The sequence below is a fragment of the Kitasatospora sp. NPDC059646 genome (assembly GCF_042734615.1).
Taxonomy (GTDB): Bacteria; Actinomycetota; Actinomycetes; order Streptomycetales; family Streptomycetaceae; genus Kitasatospora.
The window spans coordinates 1-25,351 of record NZ_JBHWDS010000007.1 but is presented as its reverse complement, the minus strand read 5'-3'; the positions used below and the strand labels follow the sequence as shown (position 1 = coordinate 25,351).

Sequence of the window (25,351 nt, the reverse complement as noted above, 5' to 3'; positions counted from 1 at the left end):
ACGGAGCGTCATGACGCTGCCGCCGGGTGGTCGCAGGCCGGAGCGTCGACCGAACCCGCGTCCTGTTCGGGCGGGTTGAGCCGTTCGACCGCCTCCGGGTGAGGGGGCAGCTCGACCCCTCGTTCGGCGCAGAGCTCCCGCAGCCGGCCCCAGCCGGGACCGGGCCGGCTGCGGCCTTCGCGGTCGAAGCGGACGGCTTCGGTGGTGGCGGTCAGTCCGTCCGGGTCGCCGACCAGCAGGTGCAGGCCGGTGACCCGGCGGCGGCCGTCGGCGCGGTCCCGGCCGAGGTGGACCACGGCGTCGAGTCCGGCCCGGAGCTGGCTGTGCAGTGACTGCCGGTCGAGTCCGGCGAGCGAACCGAGGGCTTCCAGCCGGGCGGGCACGTCGGCCGCGGTGTTGGCGTGGACGGTGCCGCATCCGCCTTCGTGGCCGGTGTTGAGGGCGGCCAGCAGATCGACCACTTCGGCGCCGCGGACCTCGCCGACCACCAGCCGGTCGGGCCGCATCCGCAGCGCCTGCCGCACCAGGTCGCGCAGGGTCAGTTCGCCCAGCGACTCCTGGTTGGGCGGGCGGGACTGGAGCCGGACGACGTGCGGATGGTCCGGCCGGAGTTCGGCGGAGTCCTCGGCCAGCACGATGCGTTCGTTGACCGGGACGAGCCCGAGCAGGGCGGCGAGCAGGGTGGTCTTGCCGCTGCCGGTTCCGCCGGAGATCAGCAGCGAGAGCCTGGCCCGGAGCGCGGCGGCGAGGAGGTCGGCGCCGGACGGGGGCAGCGCCCCGGCGGCCACCAGTTCGGCGAGGGTGAAGGGCGTGCTGCGGCAGGTCCGCAGCGAGATGTGGGTGCAGTCGGCGGCGATCGGCGGCAGGACGGCGTGCAGCCGGGTGCCGTCGGGCAGTCGGGCGTCCACCCAGGGGCGGGCGTCGTCCAGACGGCGTCCGGCGACGGTGGCCAGCCGGTGGGCGAGCCGACGGACGGCGTCGGCGTTCGGGAAGCGCACCTGCGGGGCGCGTTCGAGGCCCTTGCCGCGGTCGATCCAGACCTGGTCGGGGCCGTTGACCAGGACGTCGGTGACGCCGTTCTCCGCCAGTAGCGGGTCGAGCGGCCCGGCGCCGACGATCTCGGCGCGCAGGCTGCGGACGGTGTCGAGCACGTCGGCCCCGCCGAGCGGTGGCCGGGTGGCGCGCAGCGCGGCGGCGACCGAGCCGGGGGTGGGCGCGGCGCCCGCTTCGGCGAGCCGGATGCGGACGGCGTCGACGAGTTCGGCGGCCCCGTCCTCCGGCGGGGCGGGCGGCGGACCGTCGCGTTCGGGGGCCGTCGGGGTCTGCCGGTGGACCAGGTAGCGCACCGGCGGCCCGGTGCGCGGGCCCGGTTCGTCCGGTGCGATCTCCTCGGCGGGGCCGGGCGGAGCGCCGCGCAGGGCTCGGGCCCTGGGTACGGCGATGCGGCGGTGGGTCCGGGCGACGGGTCGCCGGGCGAGCCCCGGTTCGGCGGGGCGCCCGCAGGTCTGATGGGTGTCGACGGCGTGCAGGCGGTGGGTCATGGCTTCTCCTCAGGCCGCCACGACGGGCGGCATCGCTTCGGTCAGGAATCGCCCGCAGAAGCGGGCGAGGGGTCCGCCGTCCCGCAGGCCGGGCGGGGCACCGCGTTCGGCGTCCAGTGCGAGGCCGGGTTCAGGGGCGAGCTCCCCGGCCAGGCGCAGGTGCAGCCCGCGGGCGACGTCGGCGGCGGTGAGGCCGGACGGGCCGGGGGTGCGGACGACGGCTCTCAGGTCGGCGAGCCGTATCCGGACGGCCGCGGCGACCCGGTCGGCCGCGGCCAGGGCGCGCAGTTCGGCGGGGATCACGAGCAGCCCGGTGTCGGCCTGTTCGAGGGCCTGGGCGGCGGCCGCGTCGAGGTGGCGGGGCAGGTCGAGGACGACCAGCCCGCCGCGTCTGCGGGCGGCGGCCAGGACGCTGTGCATGGCTTCGGCGGGGATGGTCAGGGTGTCGGAGCGGTCCCAGGACAGGGCGCTGAGCCGGTGCGGCTCGGGCAGTGCCTTGGCGAGTTCGTGGCCGCTGATCCGGCCGCGCGAGGCGGCCAGGTCCGGCCAGCGCAGGCCGCCGGACTGTTCGGCGCCGAGCAGGACGTCGAGTCCGCCGCCCAGCGGGTCGCCGTCGATCAGCATGGTGCGGTGCCCGGCCCGGGCGGCGCGGACCGCGAGCGCGCAGGCCAGCGTGGAGGCGCCCGCGCCGCCGCGTCCGCCGAGCACGGCGACGGTGAGCGCGGGCGGCCCGACGCCCTCGGTGGCGTCGGCGATCCGGTCGAGCAGCCAGGGCTGTGCGTCCGGCAGGAACAGCACGTGCTCGGCGCCGAGCCGGACGGCGCGGACCCAGATCTCGCCGTCGTCGAGGTCGAGCCCGAGCAGCAGCACGCCGGGCCGGCGGGGCAGGCCCGCGCACCGTTCGGCGAGGTCGTCGCCGACCAGCACCAGTGGGGCGCTCTCCCACAGCCGGACGGGCGGTGGGGCGCCGCCGAGCAGCCGTGGTTCGGCTCCGGCGGCGGCGCACAGGCGGGTGAGCTGTTCGGCGAGGTTCTGGTCGCCGGTGAGGATCAGCGGCCCGGGCGGGGGTTCGGGCGCCCCGGCGGGCGGGTCGGTGAGGGGGACGGACAAGGCGGCCTCCGCGTGGTGCGGGATCGGTCTGACGGCGCGTCCGACGCGACGGCCCGGTCGGGTCGGCGCGGCGACGCGGACACCACGGTGAGGGACGGCGAGGAATGCGTCAGCCGAGTAAGCAAAGCCTGTGGATAACCCGAGCCTGTGGATAACCGGGCTCACTCGGACGGGGGCTGAAACAGTTCGGAATTGACGGATCGGGTATACCGATATGACACTCGATCCACTACGGAGAGTGACAGAAATCAGGGGGCGAAGAACCCTCGACGGCGGCCGGAAAACCGCCGGAGCACCCCCCTCGAACCGCCCGTCACGCCACTCCCCGGAGGCTCAATTGCCAAGGAAAATGGGCCCGGACATGCGACGACCCCCGCCGGGGGGGAGAGCGGGGGTCGTCTATCCACGGCCAGGCTCGGGGGGGAGGAGCCGGGCCGGGTTAGCACGGTCGCGCGAACGATCCGTGACTTCCATGGTGTACCCGACCGCCCAGAAACACAAACCCGCACGCCCGCGGGTCCACCGAATGGCCGCCTGTTTTGCCGGCCCCTCTATCCTCGGTTCCCGTGGACACCACCGAGAACGCCGACTTCGCCGACCGCGGTGCCGACTCCGACGCGCCGGACTCCGCCGAGCCCGTGACGGCCCCCACAGCGCCCGCCCGACCGGGGTACGGCGTGCCGCGGACGGCCGCCTTCTTCGACCTCGACAAGACGATCATCGCCAAGTCCAGTGCGCTCGCCTTCAGCCGCCCGTTCTACCAAGGCGGCCTGATCAACCGCCGTTCGGTGGTGAAGAGCGCCTACGCCCAGTTCGTCTTCCTGGTCGGCGGCGCGGACCACGACCAGATGGAGAAGATGCGGGCCTACCTGTCGGCGCTCACCCGGGGCTGGAACGTCCAGCAGGTGCGGGAGATCGTCGCGGAGACGCTGCACGGGATGATCGACCCGATCATCTACGACGAGGCCGCCTCGCTGATCGAGCAGCACCACGCGGCCGGCCGGGACGTGGTGATCGTCAGCAGCTCCGGGTCCGAGGTGGTCGAGCCGATCGGCCAACTGCTGGGCGCGGACCACGTGATCGCCACCCGGCTGCACGTCGAGGACGGCCGCTACACCGGCGAGATCGAGTACTACGCGTACGCCGAGAACAAGGCCGCCGCGATCCGCGAGCTGGCCGAGCGGGAGGGCTACGACCTCGCCAACTGCTATGCCTACAGCGACTCCTCGACCGATCTGCCGATGCTGGAGGCGGTCGGCCACCCGGCTGCGGTGAACCCGGACCGGGCGCTGCGCAAGGAGGCCGTGGCCCGCGAGTGGCCGGTGCTGGTGTTCAGCCGGCCGGTCGAACTGACCCGCAGGCTCCCGGAGTTCCACGCGCCGAGCCGTCCGGTGCTGGCCGCGGTGGCGGTCGGCGCGGCGGCGCTGACGGCGGGGGTGCTCTGGTACAGCGCGCGGCGGCGGCGCCCGGTCGCCTGAGGCTGCGACCGCCCGCCGTGCGGGGCGGAACGGTCCTGCGCGGAACGGCGGTTCGCCCCGTCGGACAGACCCCGGCGAGACCGGCGAATCAGCCTTTTCCGGGTTCCCCTTTTGTCCGATCTGAGGTAGAAATGGGTTAGGCCCGCGAGACCCGGTCAGGACCCCACGGGGTCGATCCGACAACGCAGTTCAGGCCCCACGGACCTCGTACGGACAATCGGGCACCCACATGCAGCCGACCCGCTGACGGGCCGCCGCACCAGGCGAAGGGCAACAGGACCCCGCCTGATCGGCATTGCACGGTGCATGCACTGGTAACCCGGTCTCCGTACCAGCGGCGACGCCCGGAAGTCTCGGGCGTCGCCGCAACCGCGTTCGCACCACCTCTGCGCCTCCTCGCGGCCGCGACACAACTGCGGCGCGGGGCCCGCCCCTTCGGGCCGGGGGCGGGCCGGGCGCGTCGGGGTCAGACCATGCCGCGCTGCATCGCCTCGCACACCGCGGTGCTCTCACGGACGCCGAGGCCGAGCCCGGCGGCACAGTGGGTCAGCCAGCGGGCCATGCCCTCGGGGGTGCCCTCCAGGTAGCCCAGCAGCGCCCGCCGGTAGGCGGCGGTGCCGAGTTCGGCGAGGCCGACCTCGGCGGGGCAGATCGCCTTCGGGTCGAGGCCCTCGGCGGTCAGCACGATCCGCTGGGCGGCCCGGGCGACCAGCCCGTTGTAGCTGCCGAAGGGGCGCAGCGCGAGCAGTTCGCCGTGCACGACGGCGGCGACCACCAGGGCAGGCGCCCCGCCGGTGGGGCGCCCGGCGCGGGCGACCAGCAGGCCGGCGAGCTGGTCGAGGCGGGCGGCCGCCTCGTCGGCGGAGGGCGGCGGCGGGAGCTCGCCGACCGGGCCCTCGGGCGCCGTGCCTTCGGTGGCGGCGAGTTCGGTCGGGAACAGCGGTGCGGCGCTCTCGCCGGCCCGGCGCGGGCGGCCGGCGGTCGGGTCGGCGTCGCCGACGGCGAGCAGGTGCAGGCGGGCCAGCACCTGGAGCGGGGAGGTGCGCCAGATACTGAGCAGCTGGCCGGCCTCGGCGGACAGGCGCAGCGCCGCGCCGATCGTCCGGGCCTCGGGGTCGGCGCCGAAGTCGGTGCGGCGGCGGACCTCTTCGAGCGGCCAGTCGGCGCCTTCGAGGGCGGCGGAGGCGCGGGCGCCGCGCAGTGCGGACTCGGACGTCACCTCGCCCGCCCGGCGCCGCATCACGCGGTGGCCGTAGAGCCGGTCGACGTTCCTGCGCACCTCGGCGACGGCCTCGGGGACCCCGGCCAGCTGGGCCAGCGGGGCGAGCGGGTCTGTTCCTGTGGTCACCTACCCGAGAGTAATGAATCCGCGCGGCGACCGGGCGGCAACCCCCGGGTCACCCTTTCGTGGCAATCCGCCTTTCCCCCGTGTTCGACACCCCAAACCACCGCTAGCATGAGCCCTAATCGGTGACGATAACGGTTTCCAACAAGCGCACCGCAGCAGCGGCACACCCCACCCGTGACCGCCGGCAGCGCGCCGCGCACCGGACCACAGCACTACAGAGCCATAGAGCCGGAGACTCAGAGATGAAGATCGCCTTCGTCGGCAAGGGCGGCAGCGGAAAGACCACGCTGTCCGCACTGTTCATCCGCCACCTGGCCGCCGGCGGCTGTCCGGTGGTCGCCGTGGACGCGGACATCAACCAGCACCTCGGCCCGGCACTGGGCCTGACGGACGCTCAGGCCGCCGCGCTGCCCTCGCTCGGCGCGCACCTGCCGGAGATCAAGGAGTACCTGCGCGGCACCAACCCGCTGATCCGCTCCGCCGAGGAGATGATCAAGACCACCCCGCCCGGCCCGGGCTCCAGGCTGCTGCGGATCGTCGAGGAGAACCCGGTGTACGCGGCCTGCGCCCGGCCGATCGCCCTGGACGAGGGCTCGGTGCGGCTGATGGCGACCGGCGCGTTCACCGAGGAGGACCTCGGGGTGGCCTGCTACCACTCCAAGGTCGGCGCGGTGGAACTGCTGCTCAACCACTTGCTGGACGGCCCGGACGAGTACCTGGTCACCGACATGACGGCCGGCTCGGACTCGTTCGCCTCCGGCCTGTTCACCCGCTTCGACCTGACCTTCCTGGTCGCCGAGCCGACCCGCAAGGGCGTCTCGGTGTACCGCCAGTACAAGGAGTACGCCCAGGACTTCGACGTCCACCTGCGGGTGGTCGGCAACAAGGTGCAGAGTGCGGACGACCTGGCCTTCCTGCGCCGCGAGGTCGGCGACGACCTGTACGCCGCGTTCGGGCACTCCGACTGGGTGCGCCGGCTGGAGCGCGGGGACGAGCCGCCGCTGCGCGAGCTGGAGCCCGCCAACCGGGAGGTGCTGGGCCGGCTGCGGACCGCCGCGGACGCCGCCCACCAGCTGCGCGACCCGGGCCGCTACAGCGCCCAGGCGGCCCGCTTCCACCAGCGCAACGCGGAGAGCTGGGGCAACGCCAAGGTCGGCACGGACCTGTCCGCCCAGGTGGATCCGGACTACGTGCTGGGCGCCGGGCAGGCCCGGACCGCCGGCGTCTGACCACCCGCCCGCCCGGAGGGGCCGGCCCGTCCTGCTGGACGGACCGGCCCCTCCGGCATTCCGGCGCGTTTCACACCTGATGCGGACACCACACGATGTGGTGAAAAGCCCCTTTTGTGCTTCCGCCGGACGAACACGCCGTGCAAAGGTTTCATTACTCTCGGTTTGCCAACTCTTGAACCCGGGTCGCCACTGGCCATCGCCGCGCGCCCCGGGCCCGCGCGGCCACCCCTCGTTCGGCCGCCCCGCCACACCCGCTGCGACCCACGACAGCCGATCCGACCGAGACCCCACCGCCGGACCTGACTGCGTTCGTTCCCCCGGAAGAAGACGGGAAAGACATGACTCTCGACATCTCCAGCGCCCCCATCGCCTCCGACACCACTGACCACGCGCCGCCGGGCGGCGCGGCCGCTCCCGCCGGGCAGCGGGTGCGCGCGCTGCTCGCGCACGACCTGCCGGCCTCCCTGGCGGTGTTCCTGATCGCGGTGCCGTTCGCGCTCGGCATCGCCCTGGCCACCGGCGCGCCGCTGACGGCCGGTCTGGTCGCCGCCGCCGTGGGCGGGCTGGTGGCCGGCCTCCTCGGCGGGACGCATCTGCAGGTCAGCGGCCCCTCCGCGGCGCTCACCGTGGTCACCGCCGGGGTGATCGCCCAGTTCGGCTGGCAGACGGCCTGCCTGGTGACGGTCGCGGCCGGGCTGCTGCAGCTGCTGCTCGGCTCGCTGCGGGTGGCCCGCGCCGCGCTGGCCGTCTCCCCCGCCGTGGTGCACGGCCTGCTGGCCGGCGTCGGCATCACCATCGCGATCGCCCAACTGCACGTCATCCTCGGCGGCACGCCGCACAGTTCGGCCCTCGCCGACCTGCGCGCGCTGCCCGGGGAGCTGGCCGGGCCGCACCCACCCGCGCTGGCGGTCGGCCTGCTCGCGCTCGCGGTGCTCTTCGGCTGGCCGAAGCTCGGTCGGCTCCCCGGCGCGGCCGGCCGGTTCGGCGCCCGGCTGGCCCGGCTGCCCGCCGCGCTGGTCGCGGTCGCCGCCACCACCACGCTGTCGCTGCTCGCCGAACTGAGCCTGGCCCGGGTCGAGCTCCCGGTGTGGGAGCACCACCAGTTCTTCGCGCTGCCACCCGCCGGCGTGCTGGCCGGCCACTGGGCGGCGCTGCTCGGCCTGGTGCTCACGGTCGCCGCGGTGGCCGGCGTCGAGTCGCTGCTCTCCTCCGTCGCCGTCGACCGGATGACCCGCCGGACGGGCGACCTCGATCGCGAGCTGCGCGCCCAGGGCGCGTCCAACCTGCTGTCCGGGCTGCTCGGCGGGCTCCCGGTGGCCGGCGGCGCGGTGCGGTCCACCGCCAATGTGCAGGCCGGCGCGGCCACCCGGATGTCCGCGGTGCTGCACGGCTGCTGGGTGCTGGTCGCGGCGCTGGTGCTGGCGGCCGGGCTGCGCCGGATCCCGCTGGCCGCGCTCGCCGCGCTGGTGCTGGTGGTCGGCGTGCAGATGGTGAGCTTCGCGCACATCCGGCGGGTGCACCGGCACCGCGAGTTCCCGGTCTACCTGGCCACCGTGCTGGGCGTGGTGCTGCTCGGCGTCCCGCTCGGGGTGGTGCTCGGCGGTTCGGTCGCCGTGCTGCTCGCCCTCTACCGGCTGACGCGGGCCCATGTCGACGTGGTCGCCGAGCCGGACGGCTCCTGCACCGTCCGCACGCACGGGCCACTGACGTTCGTGGCCGTGCCCAAGCTGAGCCGGGCGCTGTCCCGGATCCCGGCCGGCACCCGGGTGACGGTCCGGCACGACGGCTCGTTCCTCGACCACGCCGCGTTCGAGGCGCTGCACGCCTGGCGCGCGGACCACCAGGCCGCGGGCGGCCCGGTCTCGATGTCGACGGACAGCCGGGCGCAGGAGGTGCTCGATCCCGACGGCACCGTGCTGGCCGACGACGCACCTGGCGGCCACCGCTGCAACCCGTGGACGCCGTGGGTCGGCCACCACTGCATCGAGCAGAGCGCGGACGACCCGCACGTGCGCCTGCTGCACGGCGTGCGCGGCTTCCAGCAGCACACCGCCCCGCTGGTCCGCCGGGAGCTGGCCCGGCTGGCCCGGGACGGCCAGACCCCCTCGCAGCTCTTCCTCACCTGCGCGGACTCCCGGATGGTCACCAGCATGATCACCAGTTCCGGCCCGGGCGACCTCTTCACCGTCCGCAACGTCGGCAACCTGGTGCCCGCCCCGTACGAGCCGGGCGCGGCGGACGATTCGGTGGCCGCGGCCGTCCAGTACGCGGTGGAGGTGCTGGAGGTCGCCTCGATCACGGTCTGCGGGCACTCGGGCTGCGGGGCGATGAAGGCCCTGCTCGACGGGGTGACGGAGCAACAGGGGCCGCCGACGCCGCTGGCCCGGTGGCTGCGCAACGGGCGCGGGTCGCTGGCCCGGCTGCGGCGGGCCCCCGCCGAGTTCGAGGGCCGCGCGGCGGTGGACGTGACCGAGCAGCTGTGCATCACCAACGTGGTGCAGCAGCTCGACCAGCTGATGGCCAATCCGGCGGTGGAGCGCCGGGTCTCTGCGGGATCGCTGCGACTGGTCGGGATGTACTTCGACTTCGCCACCGCCCAGGCCTACGTGTTGGACGGCGGGACCGGCCGGTTCGCGCCGGTGCACGCGGAGGCCGGGCACGGCCACGAACCCGAGCCCGAACCGGAGCTGGCCGCCTGACGGTTCGGCCGATCGCCGACGGCGGAGAGGGGTACAGGGGCGCGTGGAGGATTCTCCAGCGCCCCTGATTGTGCGTCAGCCGCCGGTCCGGCGGTTGATCAGGTTGGCCAGGTCCGCCGGGGTGACGTAGCCGGGCCAGCGGTGGTCGTCGAACAGGTGGACACCGGCGTCCTGGTAGCACTGGTCGACGAGTTGCGAGCAGATCATGTGCTTGGTGGAGGCGACGTAGCGCCGCAGCAGCGGGCCCGCGGGGAGGCGCAGGCGGGCGGCGCCGAGGGCGAGGTAGTCGGCGAAGCTGTAGGGGGTGCCGAGGTAGGAGCGGGCAGCGGTGGTGATGGCGGCGCGCTGGTCGTCGGTGAGCGGTATGCGGCCGCTGGACCAGAGCACGGGGTGGCCGTCGTAGGAGCTGAGCGGGCTGAGCGCCGCCCCGCCGGGCTGGGCCTCGACCAGGAGGCCGTCGCCGACGAGGACGAAGGCGTGTTCGTAGTCGGAGAATCCGTCGCCGTTGAGGAATTGGCCGATCCGGATCAGGCGGCCGGTGCGGCCGTCCATGCGGACGACCGCGAAGTCGCCGGGCCGGGGTGAGGTGTCGGTCATGCGGAACCCCCGTCACTGTCGCGTACGGTGATGGGTTGCGTACCGTCAGTGGAGTACCGGGGCCGGGGGTCGTCAAGGTGCTGGGCGGGATTGACCGGAGCCGGGGGCGGGAAGGCGTCGGGAGGGCCGGCCGAGCGACGGCGGGAGGCGTCCACCAGGGGCGCAGCCTGCTGCCGGTCAAAGGTCTACACCAATTTTCCGGAGCCTCTTGTCAACACGGCTCTTGGCCTGGTGAGCTGTGCGCTGGGACACACGGGACCATCCCTCCGCACGGGGTTCCCGGTATTTGAGACTCGATGAGGAGTGCGCGTTGAGCAACGAGAGCCTGGCCAACCTGCTCAAGGAGGAGCGGCGCTTCGCCCCGCCCGCGGAGCTCGCCGCCTCCGCCAACGTCACCGCCGACGCCTACGCGCAGGCCTCCGAGGACCGGCTGGCCTTCTGGGCCGCGCAGGCCCGGCGACTGACCTGGGCGGTCGAGCCCACCGAGACCCTGGACTGGTCGAACCCGCCGTTCGCCAAGTGGTTCGCGGACGGCAAGCTCAACGTGGCGTACAACTGCGTCGACCGGCACGTGGAGGCCGGCAACGGCGACCGGGTCGCGATCCACTTCGAGGGCGAGCCGGGCGACAGCCGGGCCATCACCTACGCGGAGCTGAAGGACGAGGTCTCCCGGGCCGCCAACGCGCTGCTGGAACTGGGCGTGACCAAGGGCGACCGGGTGGCCGTCTACCTGCCGATGATCCCCGAGGCGGTGGTCTCGATGCTCGCCTGCGCCCGCATCGGCGCCGCCCACTCGGTGGTCTTCGGCGGCTTCTCGGCCGACGCGGTGGCCTCCCGCATCCAGGACGCCGACGCCAAGGTGGTGATCACCGCCGACGGCGGCTACCGCCGCGGCAAGCCGTCCGCGCTGAAGCCGGCCATCGACGAGGCGCTGACCAAGGTCGACGGCGTGCAGAAGGTCCTGGTGGTGCGCCGCACCGGCGAGGAGGTGGCCTGGACCGAGGGCCGCGACGTCTGGTGGCACGACGCGGTCGACGGCCAGTCCGCCGAGCACACCCCCGAGGCGCACGACGCCGAGCAGCCGCTGTTCATCCTGTACACCTCGGGCACCACGGGTAAGCCGAAGGGCATCCTGCACACCTCGGGCGGCTACCTGACCCAGGCGAGCTACACCCACCACGCGGTGTTCGACCTGAAGCCGGAGACCGACGTCTACTGGTGCACCGCCGACATCGGCTGGGTCACCGGCCACTCGTACATCGTCTACGGCCCGCTCTCCAACGGCGCCACCCAGGTGATCTACGAGGGCACCCCGGACACGCCGCACCAGGGCCGGTTCTGGGAGATCGTGCAGAAGTACGGCGTCACCATCCTCTACACCGCGCCGACCGCGATCCGCACCTTCATGAAGTGGGGCGACGACATCCCGGCCCGCTTCGACCTGTCGAGCCTGCGGGTGCTGGGCTCGGTCGGCGAGCCGATCAACCCCGAGGCGTGGGTCTGGTACCGCGAGCACATCGGGGCGGGCAAGACCCCGATCGTCGACACCTGGTGGCAGACGGAGACCGGCGCGATCATGATCAGCCCGCTGCCGGGCGTCACCGAGACCAAGCCGGGCTCGGCCCAGCGCGCCCTGCCGGGCATCGCGGCGACCGTGGTGGACGACGAGGCCCGCGAGGTGCCGAACGGCTCCGGCGGCTACCTGGTGCTGACCGAGCCGTGGCCGTCCATGCTGCGCACCATCTGGGGCGACGACCAGCGCTACATCGACACCTACTGGTCGCGGTTCGAGGGCCGCTACTTCGCCGGCGACGGCGCCAAAAAGGACGAGGACGGCGACATCTGGCTGCTCGGCCGGGTGGACGACGTGATGCTGGTGTCGGGCCACAACATCTCCACCACCGAGGTCGAGTCGGCGCTGGTCGGCCACCCGGCGGTCGCCGAGTCCGCCGTGGTCGGCGCCACCGACGCCACCACCGGCCAGGCGATCGTGGCGTTCGTGATCCTGCGCGGCAGCGCCAGCGACAGCGAGGAGCTGGTCGCCGAGCTGCGCAACCACGTCGGCCGGACGCTCGGCCCGATCGCCAAGCCGAAGCAGATCAAGGTGGTCTCCGAGCTGCCGAAGACCCGCTCCGGCAAGATCATGCGCCGTCTGCTGCGCGACATCGCGGAGGGCCGCGAGGTCGGCGACACCACCACGCTGGCCGACTCCACGGTGATGAACCTGATCCAGTCCCAGCTGCCGGGCGGCACCGAGGGCTGATCCGACGTCAGGCACCGGGCCGGGACCGCTCCGTGGGACAGGAGCGGCCCCGGCCCGTCGCCGTTCCTGGGGAGCCGAACACTCATAAAGTAGGACAGAACGACATACCTCTTGCCGCGCCACGTAGGATGTCAAGGAATCATCAAGGTTCTGAGGCGCGCCGGGAAGTCTGGTCGGCACTGCACCACCCGTGTATCCGCTGCCGCCCGCCTCAGGAGGTTCCCCCCGTGGCCAGCCCGTCCAACGAGCGCCGCCAGTTCCTCGGCCTGCTCCCGCTGCCCGAACGCCGCTTCATCGCCGACGCCCTGCGCACCGAGACAGTCGGCGGGGTGCTGCTGCTGGGCGCCGCGGTGGTCGCGCTGATCTGGGCGAACGTCTGGCCGCACGCCTACGAGACGGTGCGGGAGCTGAGTTTCGGCCCGTCGCAGCCGCTGCACCTGAACCTGCCTCTGGAGGCCTGGGCGCAGGACGGGCTGCTGACGATCTTCTTCTTCGTGGCCGGGATCGAGCTGAAGCGCGAGTTCGTGGCGGGCGAGCTGCGCACGCCGAGCGCGGCGCTGCTGCCGGTGGTGGCGGCGGTGTGCGGGGTGGCGCTGCCGGCGCTGCTGTACACGGTGGTGAACGTGGCCGGCGACGGGCACCCGGCGGGCTGGGCGATCCCGACCGCCACCGACATCGCGTTCGCGCTGGGCGTGCTGGCCGTGGTGGGCAGTCACCTGCCGTCGGCGCTGCGGGCGTTCCTGCTGACCCTGGCGGTGGTGGACGACCTGATCGCGATCCTGATCATCGCGGCCTTCTACTCGACCGGCATCACGTTCTGGGCGCTCGGCGCGGCGCTGGCGGGGCTGGTGCTGTTCTGGTTCCTGCACCGGCGCGGGGCGGGCCGCTGGTGGCTGATGGTGCCGCTGGGCGTGGTGATCTGGGCGCTGATGCACGAGAGCGGGGTCCACGCGACGGTGGCCGGTGTGGCGATGGGCCTGATCCTGCGCTGCCACCGCCAGGAGGGCGAGGAGCACTCCCCCGGCGAACGGATCGAGCACCTGGTGCGGCCGCTGTCGGCGGGCTTCGCGGTGCCGATGTTCGCGCTGCTCGCCGCGGGGGTGCCGGTGTCGGGGAAGGTGCTGGGCGAGGTGTTCACCGAGGCGGCGCCGCTGGGCATCGTCATCGGCCTGCTGGTCGGCAAGTCGGTGGGCATCTTCGGCGGCACCTGGCTGGCGGCCCGCTACACCCGCGCCACCCTGAACCCGCAGCTGACCTGGTCCGACATGTTCGCGCTGGCCACCGTGGCGGGCATCGGCTTCACGGTGTCGCTGCTGATCAGCGACCTGGCGTTCGTCGACGACCCGCACCTGGCGGAGCTGTGCAAGGAGGCCGTGCTGGTCGGCTCGCTGACCTGTGCGGTGGTCGGCACCCTGCTGCTCAAGCGCCGCAACCGGTACTACCGGCAGCTGTGCGAGGAGGAGGACCGGGACTCGGACGGCGACGGCATCCCCGATGTGTACCAACGGCAGGGGTGACACGCCGTTCAGCGGGCACCCGGAGTGGTGCCCGACTCGCCAGTAGGGGCATGATGCTGAGCTGACACACACGTGCGTGACACACCCTCAGCACGCCTCGTCCAGCCCGCGAAATGGAGACCGCCGATGGCCGCAGGAGCCACCAACCCGAACGGCGCCCGCGTCCCGCACGAGGGCGAGCGCACCGTCGGCGAGCTGTTCGCCGCCGCCTCCGCCGAGCTGTCCAGCCTGGTGCACGACGAGATCGCCCTGGCCAAGGCCGAGATCAAGGCGGACGTGGTGCGCGGCGGCATCGGCACCGCGGCCGGGGTGGTGGCGGGCGTGGTGGCGCTGGCGTCGATCCCGATGTTCTCGTTCGCCTTCGCCTGGGGCCTGCAGGCGCTGGGCATCACCACCGGCTGGTCGTTCGCCATCGTCGGCGGCGCGTACGTGCTGATCGCCGCGTTCCTGGCGTTCATGATGATCCGTTACTTCAAGAAGGTCCGGAAGCCGGAGCGCACCATCGCCGGTGCGCAGGCCACCGCGCAGGTGCTGAAGAACGCCAAGCCGCGGCCGGCCACCAAGGAGGAGATCGACCGGGCGCTGGGCCGGATCCAGTGACCGGCGGCCGGTAACGGTTTGCGCCCCGGTGCGAGTGCCGGGCAGGTACGGAGGACGCGGGTATGACAGGCTGCGGGTATGTCGTTGGACCAGAAGCCCGTGGATGAGCCCGCCCCCGTTCCCGCCCGGCCGGGTGCCGTGGAGCCGTGGAGCGTCCGCTCGGCCGGCCCGTGGACGCACCGCGATCTGGCCGCGAACGGCGCCCGCTTCCACATCGCCGAGCTGGGCGAGGGCCCGCTGGTGCTGCTGGTGCACGGCTGGCCGGAGTACTGGTGGGCGTGGCGGCACCAGCTGACGGCGCTCGCCGAGGCGGGCTTCCGGGCGGTGGCGCTGGACCTGCGCGGGATGGGCGGCTCGGACCGCACCCCGCGCGGCTACGACCCCGGCAACCTGGCGCTGGACGTCACCGGCGTGATCCGCTCGCTGGGCGAGCGGCAGGCGCACCTGGTGGGCCACGCCACCGGCGGCACGCTGGCCTGGGTGGCGGCGGTGATGCGCCCCTCGGTGATCCGCAGCCTGACGGTGGTGTCGGCCGCACACCCGCGGCACCTGCGGCGGGCGCTGCTGACGGACCGGCGGCAGATCGCCGCGTTCGAGCACGTGCTGGGCTTCCAGCGGCCGTGGATCCCGGAGCGCCGGCTGGTCGCGGACGACGGCGCGCTGGTCGGCGACTACCTGCGCGCCTGGACCGGGCCGAACATGCTGCCCGTCGAGGCGGTGACGGCCTATCGGCAGGCGATCCAGGTACCGAGCACCGCGCACTGCTCGATCGAGCCGTACCGCTGGCTGATGCGCTCGATGGCGCGGCCGGACGGCATCCAGTTCGCGCGCCGGATGAAGAAGCAGATCACCGCGCCGGTGCTGCACGTGCAGGGCGCCTCGGACCCGGTGCTGCTGCCGCGCACCGCGCTGGGGGCGGGCGAGTTCGTCTCCGCGCCGTACCGGTGGCGACTGCTTCCGGGCGTGGGGCACTTCCCGCACGAGGAGGTGCCGGAGGAGTTCACGGCGGAGCTGATCGGGTGGGTCCGGCAGCACAAGGACGGTTGAGGCTCCGGCGTCAACAGCGGTGTGTCGGGCTGGACTTGACGGAATTCATATGACAAGCGCATAAGCCAGCCGCATGGCGTCGGGGCGGTTACTCCGGGCGGCCCCAGGGAATCCCTCCGGTATGACCTGGATGCCCGATCGAGAAGCCCAGCCGCGCCGACGCCGCCGTGGCAGCAGCAGCTCGCAGCAGTACGTCCCGCAGCCGGACTGGCCCTACCAGCCGACCGAACGGACGCCACACGGCGCGGGTTACCGGCTCGGCATTCCAAAGATCATCGGACGGCGCGCCCGCTGGGTCGGCGCGAGGCTCCGCCGGGAGGGGTAGCGGCGGGAGCCGAACGCAGAGGGGCGCACAACCAGGGTTGTGCGCCCCTCTGTGGCCGGGCCCGCTCAGCTCAGCACGCCGGGCGAGATCGCCGTGGACCAGAGCAGCAGGCCGAAGGTCGCCACCGTCATCACCGGGACCAGGATCTTGGTCTCCACGTTGTTGCCGGTGCGCTTGATCAGCACGATCTCGTAGCGCTCCTTGTGCGGCCACAGCAGCGGCGAGCCCTGCTTGGTGAGGCAGTCGCCGAGCAGGTGGGCCAGGGTGCCGAGGGCCACCGCGTAGGGCAGCCAGCCCGGGGCGTTGGGCAGCCACTTGAGCATGCCGAAGGTGCCGAGCGCGGCCAGGCCGACCTGGACGATCCAGGCCGTCGGGCCGTCGCCCGGCGGGTGCAGGCGCAGCGCGCGGATCGCCATGGCGAGCAGGAAGAACGTCAGCCCGATGGTGAAGTTGCGGCCCACGAAGGTGATGCCGGCCCAGCTGCCGCCGCCCATCATGGCCACGAACAGCAGCGAGTGGGTGGCGTGCCGGTGCCCGCCGGAGACCCAGGAGACGAAGCGGCACAGCAGCTTGGAGATCGGGCCGAGGAAGTTGGCGATCGTCCCGTCATGGTGGTCGAGGTCCGGCAGCAGCGCCGCGCCGGCGCACAGCACGGTGCCCATCAGGACGTCGGCCGGCGTCAGGTGCATCCCCAGCAGCGGGGGGACGAACGGCGCGGTGGCCGCGAACAGCAGCGCGCCGCTGACCGCGTGCGAGTGACCCATCATGACGTCTGTCGAACCTCCCGTCGGCCCCGCCGGGGTCGGCCCGGCTGGGCCGTTCGGGTGAGCTCGGCCGACGCTACCAGGCGGGGCCGACGGATCGTCAGAGCTGCCGTGGAGGGCGGCCGGTCAGAGTGCGCAGCCCTCGGTGCTGACCTTGCCGACGGCGGTGGCGCCCCGGGCGACGTCGTCCTTCACCTCGGCGGCGGTCAGCACGTAGCCGGTGTCGGAGCTGTCCAGGGACTTGGCGAACACCACGCCGTACACCTGGCCGTCCGGGGTGAGCAGCGGGCCGCCGCTGTTGCCCTGGCGGACCAGGGAGCGGATCGAGTAGACGTCGCGGACCACCTGGCCGCGGTGGTAGATGTCGGGGCCGTTGGCCTGGATGCGGCCGCGGATGCGGGCGGGCTGGACGTTGAAGGAGCCGTTCTCGGGGAAGCCCGCGACGATCGCCGAGTCGTTGGTCCGCGCGTCGCCGGCGAAGGTCAGCGCCGGGGCGTTCAGCCGGGGGACGTCGAGCACCGCGATGTCGCGCTGCCAGTCGTAGCGGACCACGGTGGCGTCGTAGAGCTGTCCGACGCCGCCGATCTGCACGGTGGGCTCGTCGACGCCGCCGACCACGTGGGCGTTGGTCATCACCCGGTGCGGGGCGAACACGAACCCGGAGCCCTCCAGGGTCTTGCCGCAGGAGGGGGCGGTGCCGAGCACCTTCACCAGCGAGCCCCTGGCCTTCTGCACGCCGGCGCTGGCGGCCAGCGCCGGGTCGGGCGGCTCCACCTCGGTGATCGGCTCCTGCTCGAACGGGTTGAACACCTGCGGGAAGCCGTTGCGGGCGAGTTCCTTGCTGAAGTCGGAGAACCAGTTCGGGGCGTCGGACGGCAGCGCCGCCTGCACCGAGCCGAGCACCTTGGAGGTGCGCACCTGCTTGGAGACGGTGGGCAGCGAGGTGCCGGCCAGCGCCGAGCCGATCAGCCAGGCCACCAGCAGCATGGACAGCACGTTCACCAGCGAGCCGCCGACCGCGTCCAGGGTCTTGACCTTGCCGCCGCCGATCCGCCCGCGCAGCTTCCAGCCGAAGTGCGTGGTGATCGCCTGGCCGACCGCGGCGAGGACGATCACCACCACGACCGCGACCACCGAGGCGGTGGTGCCCGGGGACAGGTGGCGCAGGACCAGCGGGAGCAGCTGGACGGCGATCAGGCCGCCGCCGAGGAAGCCGAGCACGGAGAGCACGCCGACCACGAACCCCTGCCGATAGCCGGAGACGGCGAAGCCAAGTGCGGCGGCGATCAGCAGCAGATCCAGGACGTTCACCCGGATACCCTCCCACGACCCACCGGGCGGGGGACACCGGCCACCGGGTGTCGCCCGATCGGGTCAGCCGGCGGGCAACCCGCCCGGATTTGTTGAGACTGTCGGATCATCTGAACAGCTGACGATGGATCAGGGAGTCGTGCCATGGAACAGCCCAGGTGGGACGCGCCGGTCGTGGACCGCACCGAATTCCGGCCCGCCCTGGACATCCCGCCGCCCGACCGGCAGAACCGGCTCACCGTGCTGCTGCGCCTGCTGCTGCTGATCCCGCAGTTCGTCGTGCTGTGGCTGCTGTCGATCGTGGCGTTCGTGGTCGCGGTGATCGGCTGGTTCGGCGCCCTGGTCACCGGCCGGCTCCCCCGGTTCGCCGCCGAGTGGCTCGCCGGGTACGTCGGGTACGACACCCGGGTCTACGCCTCGATGCTGCTGGTGGTCGACCGCTACCCGCCGTTCCGCTTCGCGGCGCCCGACCACCCGGTGCGGGTCGAACTGCGGCCCGGTGAGCCGCTGAACCGGCTCGCGGTGTTCTTCCGGCTGCTGCTGGTGATCCCGGCCGCGATCGTCCAGGGGCTGCTGCAGGCCGGCTGGTGGACGCTCTCCCTCATCCACTGGCTGATCGTACTGGTCCTCGGCCGAATGCCGCAGGCGCTGTTCGAGGCCACCGCCGCCGTGCTGCGCTACCGGATGCGGTTCCAGGCGTACCTGCTGATGCTGACCTCCACCTATCCGAAGGGCGTGTTCGGCGACCCGCCGAACTCCGAGCCGCAGCGCTCCGCGACCCGGCCGCTGGTGCTGACCGGGGCCGCGAAGGCGCTGGTGGTGATCTACCTGGTGCTGGGCCTGTTCTCGTCGGCGGCCGGCTCGGCCAGCGACCAGTGGACCGACGAGGACGGCACCACCTACACCGGGGACGTGATCTCGACGCTCGCCCCGCTGCGGGCCGGGACCTGACCACTCAGGAGCCGTGGCGCAGCGACAGCGCCACGGCCTCCTCGGAGAGTTCGACGGTGCGCCGGCTGTCCCAGGGCCGTTCCAGGCCGCTGAAGTGCAGCACCCGGTCGATCACCCCCGCCGTGAAGCCCCACACCAGCCGGTCGGCCACCAGGAACGCCGGGCCGGTGAACCCCGACGGGTGGCGCAGCCGGGCCCGGTTCGCCGGGTCGGTGAGCTCCGCCAGCGGCACCCGGAACACCGCGCCGGTCTCCGCCGGGTCCACCACCGCGACCGGCGACTCGCGCCGCCACCAGCCGAGCACCGGCGTCACCACGAAGCCGCTCACCGGGATGTACAGGGCGGGCAGCCGGGCGAACAGCTGCACGCCGGCCGGGTCGAGCCCGGTCTCCTCGGCGGCTTCGCGCAGCGCCGCCGCCAGCGGGCCGGAGGTGGCCGGGTCGCCGTCCTCCGGGTCCAGCGCGCCGCCGGGGAAGGACGGCTGGCCGGCGTGCGAGCGCAGGCTGCGGGCGCGTTCGATCAGCAGCAGGTCCGGGCCGGCCGGGCCCTCGCCGAACAGCATCAGCACCGCCGACGGGCGGCCGCCCTCGGCGGGCGGCAGGAACCGGCTGAGCTGCTCCGGCACCGCCCGCTCGGCGGCGTCGCGCACCGGCAGCAACCAGGCGGGCAGGCCGTCCCGGAGGACCGCGGGCGCCGTCATGCCGCGCCCTCCGCGTTCTTCCGGGCGGCGCGCACCGCGGCCGGGGCGGTGTCGGGCAGCGGGTGGCCGGCGGCGAGCTCGGCGCGGGCGGCCGCCTCGCCGGGGAAGTCGGCCGGGGGGCGCAGGCGCTGGCCGGGCTGGCCGGCGAGCTCGTACTTGAGCAGTTTGCGGGCCTTCTCCGGCTCGGTCTCGCCGATGCCGTAGGAGGGGCAGAGCGGCGCGATCGCGCAGGCGCCGCAGGCGGGCTTGCGGGCGTGGCAGACCCGGCGGCCGTGGAACACGACCCGGTGCGAGAGCATCGTCCACTCCGACTTCGGGAAGATCGCCGCGACGTCGGCCTCGACCTGCTCCGGGTCCTCGGCGGTGGTCCAGCCGAAGCGGCGGGCGAGGCGTCCGAAGTGCGTGTCGACGGTGATTCCGGCGCCGCCGAACGCATTGCCGATCACCACGTTGGCGGTCTTGCGGCCGACGCCGGGCAGGGTGACCAGGTCCTCCAGCTTGCGCGGCACCTCGCCCTCGTAGCGGTCGCGGAGCGCGATCGCCAGGCCGATCAGGGACTTCGCCTTGGCCCGGAAGAAGCCGGTGGGCCGGATGATCTCCTCCAGCTCCTCGGGGACGGCCGCCGCGAGGTCCTCCGGCGCCGGGTACTTCGCGAACAGCGCCGGGGTGGTCTGATTGACCCTCAGATCGGTGGTCTGCGCCGACAGCACGGTCGCCACCAGCAGTTGGAACGGCCCGTCGAAGTCCAACTCGGGGTGCGCGTACGGGTACAGCTCCGCCAGTTCACGGTTGATCCTCCGGGCCCGGCGCACCATCCCGAGGTGCGTCTCGGGCTTCTTCCGCCCGGCCTTCGCGACCTTGCTCTCTGCCATGCACGAAGGCTACGCCGATCCGTCCGGCCGGCGGTCGGGTTTGCGCCGCGTCCGTCGACGACGGCGGACCGCCCGGCGCTCCGCGGGGAGCGCCGGGCGGTGACGGGGCGGCAGGTCAGGCGGCGGCCTCGGCGGGGGCGGCGGCCGGGGCCGGGGTGCGGAGGGTGAGGAGGGAGGCGACGGCGCCGAGCAGGGCCAGGGCGGCGGCGCCGACGAAGGCGGCGGAGAAGCCGTGGGTGAGGGCGACCGGGTCGCCGAGCTCGCGGGAGCCGTTGGCGGCGGCGACGGCGGTCATCGCGGCCAGGCCGAGGGCCGAACCCACCTGGTAGGAGGTGTTGACGATGCCGGAGGCGAGACCGCCCTCGGCGGGGTTCGGGACGGCCAGCGCGGTGCCCAGCGAGGGGATGAAGGCCAGCGACATGCCGACCGCGGCGAGCAGCGAGGCGGGCAGGACGTCGACCGTGAAGCTGCCGTCCGGGCGGGCCAGCGACAGCCAGTACATGCCGCCGGCGAGCGCGGCCAGGCCGGTGACGATCAGCGGCTTCGGGCCGAAGCGGGCGATCAGGCGGGGTGCCAGGACGATCATCATCAGCATGATCGCGGCGGTCATCGGCAGCAGCGCGGCGCCCGAGGCGAACGCCTTCAGGCCGAGCACCTGCTGCAGGTAGAGGTTGAGGAAGAACCACATCGGGATCCACGCGGCGGCCATCAGCAGCTGGGCCAGGTTGGCGCCCGCCAGGTTGGGGCTCCGCCAGATGCCGAGGCGCATCAGCGGCTCGCGGCGGCGGGACTGGATCAGCAGGAAGGCGGCGATCAGCAGCAGGCCGCCGGCCAGCACCAGCCAGGTCTGCGCCGAGCCCCAGCCGATCTCCGGGGCGCGGACGACGGCGAACACGGTGACCGCGAGGCCGGCGGTGACGGTGACCGCGCCCAGCCAGTCGATCGAGCCGCGGCGGGCCGCGGCGGCGGGCATCACCGACGGGGTGACGGCGAGCACGGCCAGCGCCACCGGGACGTTGACCCAGAACACCCACTCCCAGCTGGCGTACTGGGTGATCAGGCCGCCGAGGAACACGCCCGCGGTGCCGCCGGCCGGGGCGGCCGCGCCGTACAGGGCGAAGGCCCTGGGGAGTTCGGTGGGGCGGCCGCCGAACAGGGTCATCAGCAGGGTGAGCGCGGCGGGGGCGATCAGCGCGGAGCCGGCGCCCTGGGCGGCGCGGCCGACCAGTTCGACCCAGGCGGTGCCGGCCAGTCCGGCCACCAGCGAGCCGAGGGCGAGGACGGTCCAGCCGGCGGCGAACACGCGCTTCGCACCGAGCAGGTCGGACAGGCGTCCGCCGAGCAGCAGCAGGCCGCCGAACGCGATCACGTAGGCGTTGAACACCCAGGACAGGTTCTCCTGCGAGAACCCGAGCGCGACCTGCATCTTCGGCAGGGCCACCCCGATGATCGAGGTGTCCATGATGACCATGAACTGGGCGAGGGCGATGAGGGCGAGCGCCGTCCAGCGGCGCGGTGCGGGTGGTGCGCTGAGGTCGGACATGGCCGGGAACTCCTCTGGAGATATACCGGGAGGGGGTATGCAGCGGACGTGGGGGTGCGCCGTTTCCGGGCGCACCGGGGGCCGGGAAGGCCGGTCAGTGCCGGTGGGCCGTCTCGGCGGGCGCGGGGGCGGCGGGGCCGGCGGCGGTCGTGGCGCCGGCGGTGAGGGTGAACGCCGCGGTGTGGACGGCGCCCGCGTGCCGGAAGTCCAGGAACAGGCGGTAGTCGCCCGCACTGGGCGCGGTGGCGGTGAAGCCGACCTCCGGCCCGGGGGCGGTGACGCCGTCGCCGGGCTCGCCGTCCGGGTGGACGTGCAGGTAGCCGAGGTCGCCGGCGCGCAGCACCACGAGGTGGCCGTAGGCGGCGAGGTAGGGGTCGAGGTCGGCGACCGGCCGGCCGTCCTTGGTGACGGTGAAGGCGAGGCGGCCGGCCCGTCCGGGCGTCAGGTCGCCGGCGAGGGTGACGGTGTAGCCGTCCACGGTCACCGTGCGGCCGGTCTGCGGGAGGGCGGCCGGCCGGTAGTCGCCGGTGGCGTGCAGGTCCGCGCCGAGGGTGAGCGGCCCGGTTCCGGCGGCCGGGGTGAAGTCGGCGAACACCCGGTAGTCGCCGGCCTTGGCGATGGTGGCCGGGACGGTCCAGGTGCCGTCCGCCGCGCGGACCGGGTGGACGTGCTGGAAGTCCGTCAGGTCGCGGCTGGCGACGATCAGGTGGAGCTCCTTCTCGTGCGCCGGCGTGTACGCGGTGAGCGGCTTGCCGTCCGGGGCCAGCACGCGGAAGCTCAGTTCGGTCGGGCCGGCGGCCGGGACCACGGTGCGGTCGAGGCTGAGGGTGTAGCCGCGGTCGGAGATCTGCAGGCCGCCGACCGGGTGCTCCTCGTGGCCGCCGTGGTCGTCCTGCGGGGCGGGCGTGCCGGCGTGGCCGCCATGGGCGGCGGGCGGCGCGGCCGGGGTGGTGCCGACGGCGTGGCCGACTCCGTAGGCGGCCCCGAAGGCGAGGGCGAGGCCCGAGGCGAAGACGGCGACCTTGAGTGCGGTGTTCATGGCGGGCTCCGTTGCGGTTGGCGTGCCTTGCGACACCGAGGAGTAGATACCCCCCAGGGGTATGTGTCAAGCGTGAGCGGGACGAGATTCGAAGGGGGGCGGACCGCCGAGGGGCGGCCCGTGCGGGAAACGGCGAGGTCAGCGGTGGCGCACCCCGGCAGTCGCGGTCGGCCCGGAATTTTTCGAGGTCAGGAGCGGTGCACGGGCGAGAACAGGAACCGCGCGCACGAGCGGGGCCGACTCGCGGACCCATGGCGAGCGACGCTTGCATTGCATACCCCCCAGGGGTATAAATGTTGCTACCGGAGGGGATACCCCCGCCAGGTATCGAGACCAGCTACGGAGGATCCCATGTCCTGCTGCTCCAGCGACGGCACCTGCTCGACCACCGCGACCGCCACCGCCCCGGCCGCCGTCACCACGGTGTTCGCCGTGTCCGGGATGACCTGCGGCCACTGCGAGCAGTCCGTCGGCAAGGCGCTCGGGGCGCTCGACGGCGTGCAGACGGTCCAGGTGGACCTGAAGAACGGGCTGGTCACCGTCGCTTCGGCGGCCGAGCTCGACGACGAGACGGTGCGCACGGCCGTCGACGAGGCCGGCTACGAGCTGACCGGCCGCGCCTGAGAAGTGCAGTGCCCGGCCGCCGGCCGGGATGTCCGAGACCACGAGGAGCCCCTGATGACCACCCAGGCAGCACCCGCCTCCACCGAGGTGGAACTCCGCATCGGCGGCATGACCTGCGCCTCCTGCGCCGCGCGGATCGAGAAGAAGCTCAACCGCATGGACGGCGTGCAGGCCAGCGTCAACTACGCCACCGAGAAGGCCAAGGTGGTCATCGACGGGCCCGTCGAGGTCTCCGACCTGATCGCCACCGTGGAGGCCACCGGCTACACGGCCGCCCTGCCGGAGCCCCCGGCCCAGGAGCAGGCCGGGCCGGCCGGGGAGCCGGCCGACGAACTCGCGCCGCTCCGCCAGCGGCTGATCACCGCGCTGGCGCTGGCCGTGCCGGTGATCGCCATGGCGATGGTGCCGGCCCTGCAGTTCGACAACTGGCAGTGGCTGTCGCTGACGCTGGCCGCGCCGGTGGTGACGTACGCGGCCTGGCCGTTCCACCGGGCCGCCTGGACCAACGCCAAGCACGGCGCGGCGACCATGGACACCCTGGTCTCGCTGGGCACCGGCGCCGCGTTCCTGTGGTCGCTGTGGGCGCTGTTCTTCGGCGACGCGGGCATGCCGGGCATGCGGCACGGCTTCGAGTTCACCATCGCCCGCTCCGACGGCGCGTCGAACATCTACCTGGAGGCGGCGGCCGGCGTCACCGCGTTCATCCTGGCCGGGCGGTACTTCGAGGCCCGGTCGAAGCGGACCGCGGGCGCGGCGCTGAAGGCGCTGCTGGAGCTGGGCGCGAAGGACGTGTCGGTGCTCCGGGACGGCCGCGAGGTGCGGCTGCCGATCGCCCAACTGGCGGTCGGGGACCGGTTCGTGGTCCGCCCGGGCGAGAAGATCGCCACCGACGGCACGGTGGTCGAGGGCAGCTCCGCGGTGGACGCCTCGATGCTGACCGGCGAGTCCGTGCCGGTCGAGGTCGGCCCCGGGGACGCGGTGACCGGCGCGACCGTGAACGCCGGTGGACGGCTGGTGGTCGAGGCCACCCGGGTCGGCGCGGACACCCAGCTGGCGCGGACGGCGAAGCTGGTCGAGGACGCGCAGAACGGCAAGGCCGCCGCCCAGCGCCTCGCCGACCGGATCTCCGGCGTGTTCGTGCCGGTCGTGATCACCCTGGCGCTGGCCACCCTCGGCTACTGGCTGGGCACCGGCGAGGGCTGGACCGCCGCCTTCACCGCGGCCGTCGCGGTGCTGATCATCGCCTGCCCCTGTGCCCTGGGCCTGGCCACCCCGACCGCCCTGCTGGTCGGCACCGGCCGCGGCGCCCAGCTCGGCATCCTGATCAAGGGCCCCGAGGTGCTGGAGAACACCCGCAAGGTCGACACCATCGTGCTGGACAAGACCGGCACCGTGACCACCGGCCGGATGGCGCTCGTCGCCGTGCACACCGCCGAGGGCGCCACCGAGGACGAGGCCCTGCGACTGGCCGGCGCCCTGGAGCACGCCTCCGAGCACCCGATCGCCCAGGCGGTGGCCGCCGCCGCACAGGAGAAGTTCGGCGAGCTGCAGCCGGTCGAGGGCTTCGAGAACGTCCCGGGCCTGGGCGTGCAGGGCGTCGTCGACGGCCACGCGGTGGTCGCCGGGCGCGAGGCGCTGCTCGCCGAGTGGGCGCAGCACCTGCCGGCGGAGCTGCTGGCCGCGAAGGCCGCGGCGGAGCGGGCCGGCCGCACCGCGATCGCGGTCGGCTGGGACGGTGCGGCGCGGGCCGTGCTGGAGGTGGCGGACGCGGTGAAGCCGACCAGTGCGGA

20 protein-coding genes are annotated in these 25,351 nt (G+C 73.5%); 10 read left to right on the top strand and 10 right to left on the bottom strand.

What is annotated here, in order from left to right; genetic code table 11:
- Positions 1-8: 8 nt before the first annotated feature.
- Entirely contained in the window at positions 9-1,541 is a 1,533-nt protein-coding gene (locus ACFV1L_RS06615) for a TadA family conjugal transfer-associated ATPase (protein ID WP_380363495.1), read from the bottom strand.
- Positions 1,542-1,550: 9 nt separating this feature from the next.
- Positions 1,551-2,651 (bottom strand): septum site-determining protein Ssd, encoded by a 1,101-nt coding sequence (gene ssd / locus ACFV1L_RS06610; RefSeq protein ID WP_380363493.1) that lies wholly within the window; start codon positions 2,649-2,651, stop codon positions 1,551-1,553.
- Between the two features lie 638 nt (positions 2,652-3,289).
- On the opposite strand from ssd, the gene ACFV1L_RS06605 reads away from it, so the two are divergent.
- Entirely contained in the window at positions 3,290-4,129 is an 840-nt protein-coding gene (locus tag ACFV1L_RS06605; RefSeq protein ID WP_380363734.1) for an HAD family hydrolase, read from the top strand.
- Between the two features lie 466 nt (positions 4,130-4,595).
- On the opposite strand, the gene ACFV1L_RS06600 is transcribed toward ACFV1L_RS06605, so the two are convergent.
- Positions 4,596-5,477 carry an oxidoreductase gene (locus tag ACFV1L_RS06600; RefSeq protein ID WP_380363491.1) on the bottom strand — a complete coding sequence of 294 codons (882 nt, stop codon included), beginning with the start codon at positions 5,475-5,477 and terminating at the stop codon, positions 4,596-4,598.
- 242 nt (positions 5,478-5,719) lie between these two features.
- Between ACFV1L_RS06600 and ACFV1L_RS06595 the strand changes: the two genes are divergently transcribed.
- A complete protein-coding gene (locus ACFV1L_RS06595; protein WP_380363489.1) occupies positions 5,720-6,706 on the top strand; it encodes an ATP-binding protein in 987 nt (328 codons plus the stop codon).
- Between the two features lie 341 nt (positions 6,707-7,047).
- Complete coding sequence (locus tag ACFV1L_RS06590; RefSeq protein ID WP_380363487.1) at positions 7,048-9,408, top strand: SulP family inorganic anion transporter; 2,361 nt, start codon at positions 7,048-7,050, stop codon at positions 9,406-9,408.
- 75 nt (positions 9,409-9,483) lie between these two features.
- Here the strand turns inward: ACFV1L_RS06590 and ACFV1L_RS06585 are convergent, their stop codons facing one another.
- Entirely contained in the window at positions 9,484-10,005 is a 522-nt protein-coding gene (locus ACFV1L_RS06585) for a hypothetical protein (RefSeq protein ID WP_380363485.1), read from the bottom strand.
- A 310-nt stretch (positions 10,006-10,315) separates the two neighbouring features.
- Between ACFV1L_RS06585 and acs the strand changes: the two genes are divergently transcribed.
- The 4 genes from acs to ACFV1L_RS06565 all read left to right on the top strand — a co-directional run bounded on the left by acs (position 10,316) and on the right by ACFV1L_RS06565 (position 15,432).
- Positions 10,316-12,268, top strand: a complete 1,953-nt coding sequence (gene acs / locus ACFV1L_RS06580; RefSeq protein WP_380363484.1) for an acetate--CoA ligase — start codon at positions 10,316-10,318, stop codon at positions 12,266-12,268.
- A gap of 227 nt (positions 12,269-12,495) precedes the next feature.
- Positions 12,496-13,785 (top strand): Na+/H+ antiporter NhaA, encoded by a 1,290-nt coding sequence (gene nhaA / locus ACFV1L_RS06575; RefSeq protein WP_380363482.1) that lies wholly within the window; start codon positions 12,496-12,498, stop codon positions 13,783-13,785.
- A 126-nt stretch (positions 13,786-13,911) separates the two neighbouring features.
- Positions 13,912-14,385, top strand: a complete 474-nt coding sequence (locus tag ACFV1L_RS06570; protein WP_035863976.1) for a phage holin family protein — start codon at positions 13,912-13,914, stop codon at positions 14,383-14,385.
- Positions 14,386-14,484: 99 nt separating this feature from the next.
- Complete coding sequence (locus ACFV1L_RS06565) at positions 14,485-15,432, top strand: alpha/beta fold hydrolase (RefSeq protein WP_380363732.1); 948 nt, start codon at positions 14,485-14,487, stop codon at positions 15,430-15,432.
- Between the two features lie 390 nt (positions 15,433-15,822).
- On the opposite strand, the gene ACFV1L_RS06560 is transcribed toward ACFV1L_RS06565, so the two are convergent.
- Together ACFV1L_RS06560 and ACFV1L_RS06555 are read right to left on the bottom strand one after the other, a co-directional pair.
- Positions 15,823-16,524: a metal-dependent hydrolase gene (locus ACFV1L_RS06560; protein WP_380363481.1), complete on the bottom strand. Its 702-nt coding sequence runs from the start codon at positions 16,522-16,524 to the stop codon at positions 15,823-15,825.
- Positions 16,525-16,647: 123 nt separating this feature from the next.
- The gene (locus tag ACFV1L_RS06555; protein ID WP_380363480.1) at positions 16,648-17,832 is read right to left on the bottom strand and encodes a MarP family serine protease; all 1,185 of its coding nucleotides are present in this window, start codon (positions 17,830-17,832) and stop codon (positions 16,648-16,650) included.
- A gap of 144 nt (positions 17,833-17,976) precedes the next feature.
- On the opposite strand from ACFV1L_RS06555, the gene ACFV1L_RS06550 reads away from it, so the two are divergent.
- Positions 17,977-18,783: a DUF4389 domain-containing protein gene (locus ACFV1L_RS06550; protein WP_380363479.1), complete on the top strand. Its 807-nt coding sequence runs from the start codon at positions 17,977-17,979 to the stop codon at positions 18,781-18,783.
- A gap of 4 nt (positions 18,784-18,787) precedes the next feature.
- Here ACFV1L_RS06550 and ACFV1L_RS06545 read toward each other — a convergent pair whose 3' ends face one another.
- The 4 genes from ACFV1L_RS06545 to ACFV1L_RS06530 form a co-directional block, all read right to left on the bottom strand.
- A complete protein-coding gene (locus tag ACFV1L_RS06545) occupies positions 18,788-19,483 on the bottom strand; it encodes an NUDIX hydrolase (RefSeq protein ID WP_380363477.1) in 696 nt (231 codons plus the stop codon).
- Entirely contained in the window at positions 19,480-20,355 is an 876-nt protein-coding gene (nth, locus tag ACFV1L_RS06540) for an endonuclease III (protein ID WP_380363476.1), read from the bottom strand. The genes ACFV1L_RS06545 and nth overlap by 4 nt, the downstream gene beginning before the upstream one ends.
- Before the next feature lie 115 nt (positions 20,356-20,470).
- A complete protein-coding gene (locus tag ACFV1L_RS06535) occupies positions 20,471-21,898 on the bottom strand; it encodes an MFS transporter (protein ID WP_380363474.1) in 1,428 nt (475 codons plus the stop codon).
- A gap of 94 nt (positions 21,899-21,992) precedes the next feature.
- Positions 21,993-22,937 carry a hypothetical protein gene (locus ACFV1L_RS06530; protein WP_380363473.1) on the bottom strand — a complete coding sequence of 315 codons (945 nt, stop codon included), beginning with the start codon at positions 22,935-22,937 and terminating at the stop codon, positions 21,993-21,995.
- A gap of 351 nt (positions 22,938-23,288) precedes the next feature.
- On the opposite strand from ACFV1L_RS06530, the gene ACFV1L_RS06525 reads away from it, so the two are divergent.
- Together ACFV1L_RS06525 and ACFV1L_RS06520 are read left to right on the top strand one after the other, a co-directional pair.
- Entirely contained in the window at positions 23,289-23,561 is a 273-nt protein-coding gene (locus ACFV1L_RS06525) for a heavy-metal-associated domain-containing protein (protein ID WP_380363471.1), read from the top strand.
- 54 nt (positions 23,562-23,615) lie between these two features.
- Positions 23,616-25,351, top strand: a 1,736-nt coding sequence (locus ACFV1L_RS06520) for a heavy metal translocating P-type ATPase (protein ID WP_380363469.1), incomplete at its 3' end; no start/stop codon positions are given.

Bases quoted from the DNA above. Each gene is read 5' to 3' on its own strand.
- ACFV1L_RS06615 (WP_380363495.1), bottom strand. From the start codon at position 1,541: ATGACCCACCGCCTGCACGCCGTCGACACCCATCAGACCTGCGGGCGC.
- ACFV1L_RS06595 (WP_380363489.1), top strand. From the start codon at position 5,720: ATGAAGATCGCCTTCGTCGGCAAGGGCGGCAGCGGAAAGACCACGCTG.
- ACFV1L_RS06590 (WP_380363487.1), top strand. From the start codon at position 7,048: ATGACTCTCGACATCTCCAGCGCCCCCATCGCCTCCGACACCACTGAC.
- ACFV1L_RS06585 (WP_380363485.1), bottom strand. From the start codon at position 10,005: ATGACCGACACCTCACCCCGGCCCGGCGACTTCGCGGTCGTCCGCATG.
- ACFV1L_RS06570 (WP_035863976.1), top strand. From the start codon at position 13,912: ATGGCCGCAGGAGCCACCAACCCGAACGGCGCCCGCGTCCCGCACGAG.
- ACFV1L_RS06560 (WP_380363481.1), bottom strand. From the start codon at position 16,524: ATGATGGGTCACTCGCACGCGGTCAGCGGCGCGCTGCTGTTCGCGGCC.
- ACFV1L_RS06550 (WP_380363479.1), top strand. From the start codon at position 17,977: ATGGAACAGCCCAGGTGGGACGCGCCGGTCGTGGACCGCACCGAATTC.
- ACFV1L_RS06545 (WP_380363477.1), bottom strand. From the start codon at position 19,483: ATGACGGCGCCCGCGGTCCTCCGGGACGGCCTGCCCGCCTGGTTGCTG.
- nth (WP_380363476.1), bottom strand. From the start codon at position 20,355: ATGGCAGAGAGCAAGGTCGCGAAGGCCGGGCGGAAGAAGCCCGAGACG.
- ACFV1L_RS06535 (WP_380363474.1), bottom strand. From the start codon at position 21,898: ATGTCCGACCTCAGCGCACCACCCGCACCGCGCCGCTGGACGGCGCTC.
- ACFV1L_RS06530 (WP_380363473.1), bottom strand. From the start codon at position 22,937: ATGAACACCGCACTCAAGGTCGCCGTCTTCGCCTCGGGCCTCGCCCTC.
- ACFV1L_RS06525 (WP_380363471.1), top strand. From the start codon at position 23,289: ATGTCCTGCTGCTCCAGCGACGGCACCTGCTCGACCACCGCGACCGCC.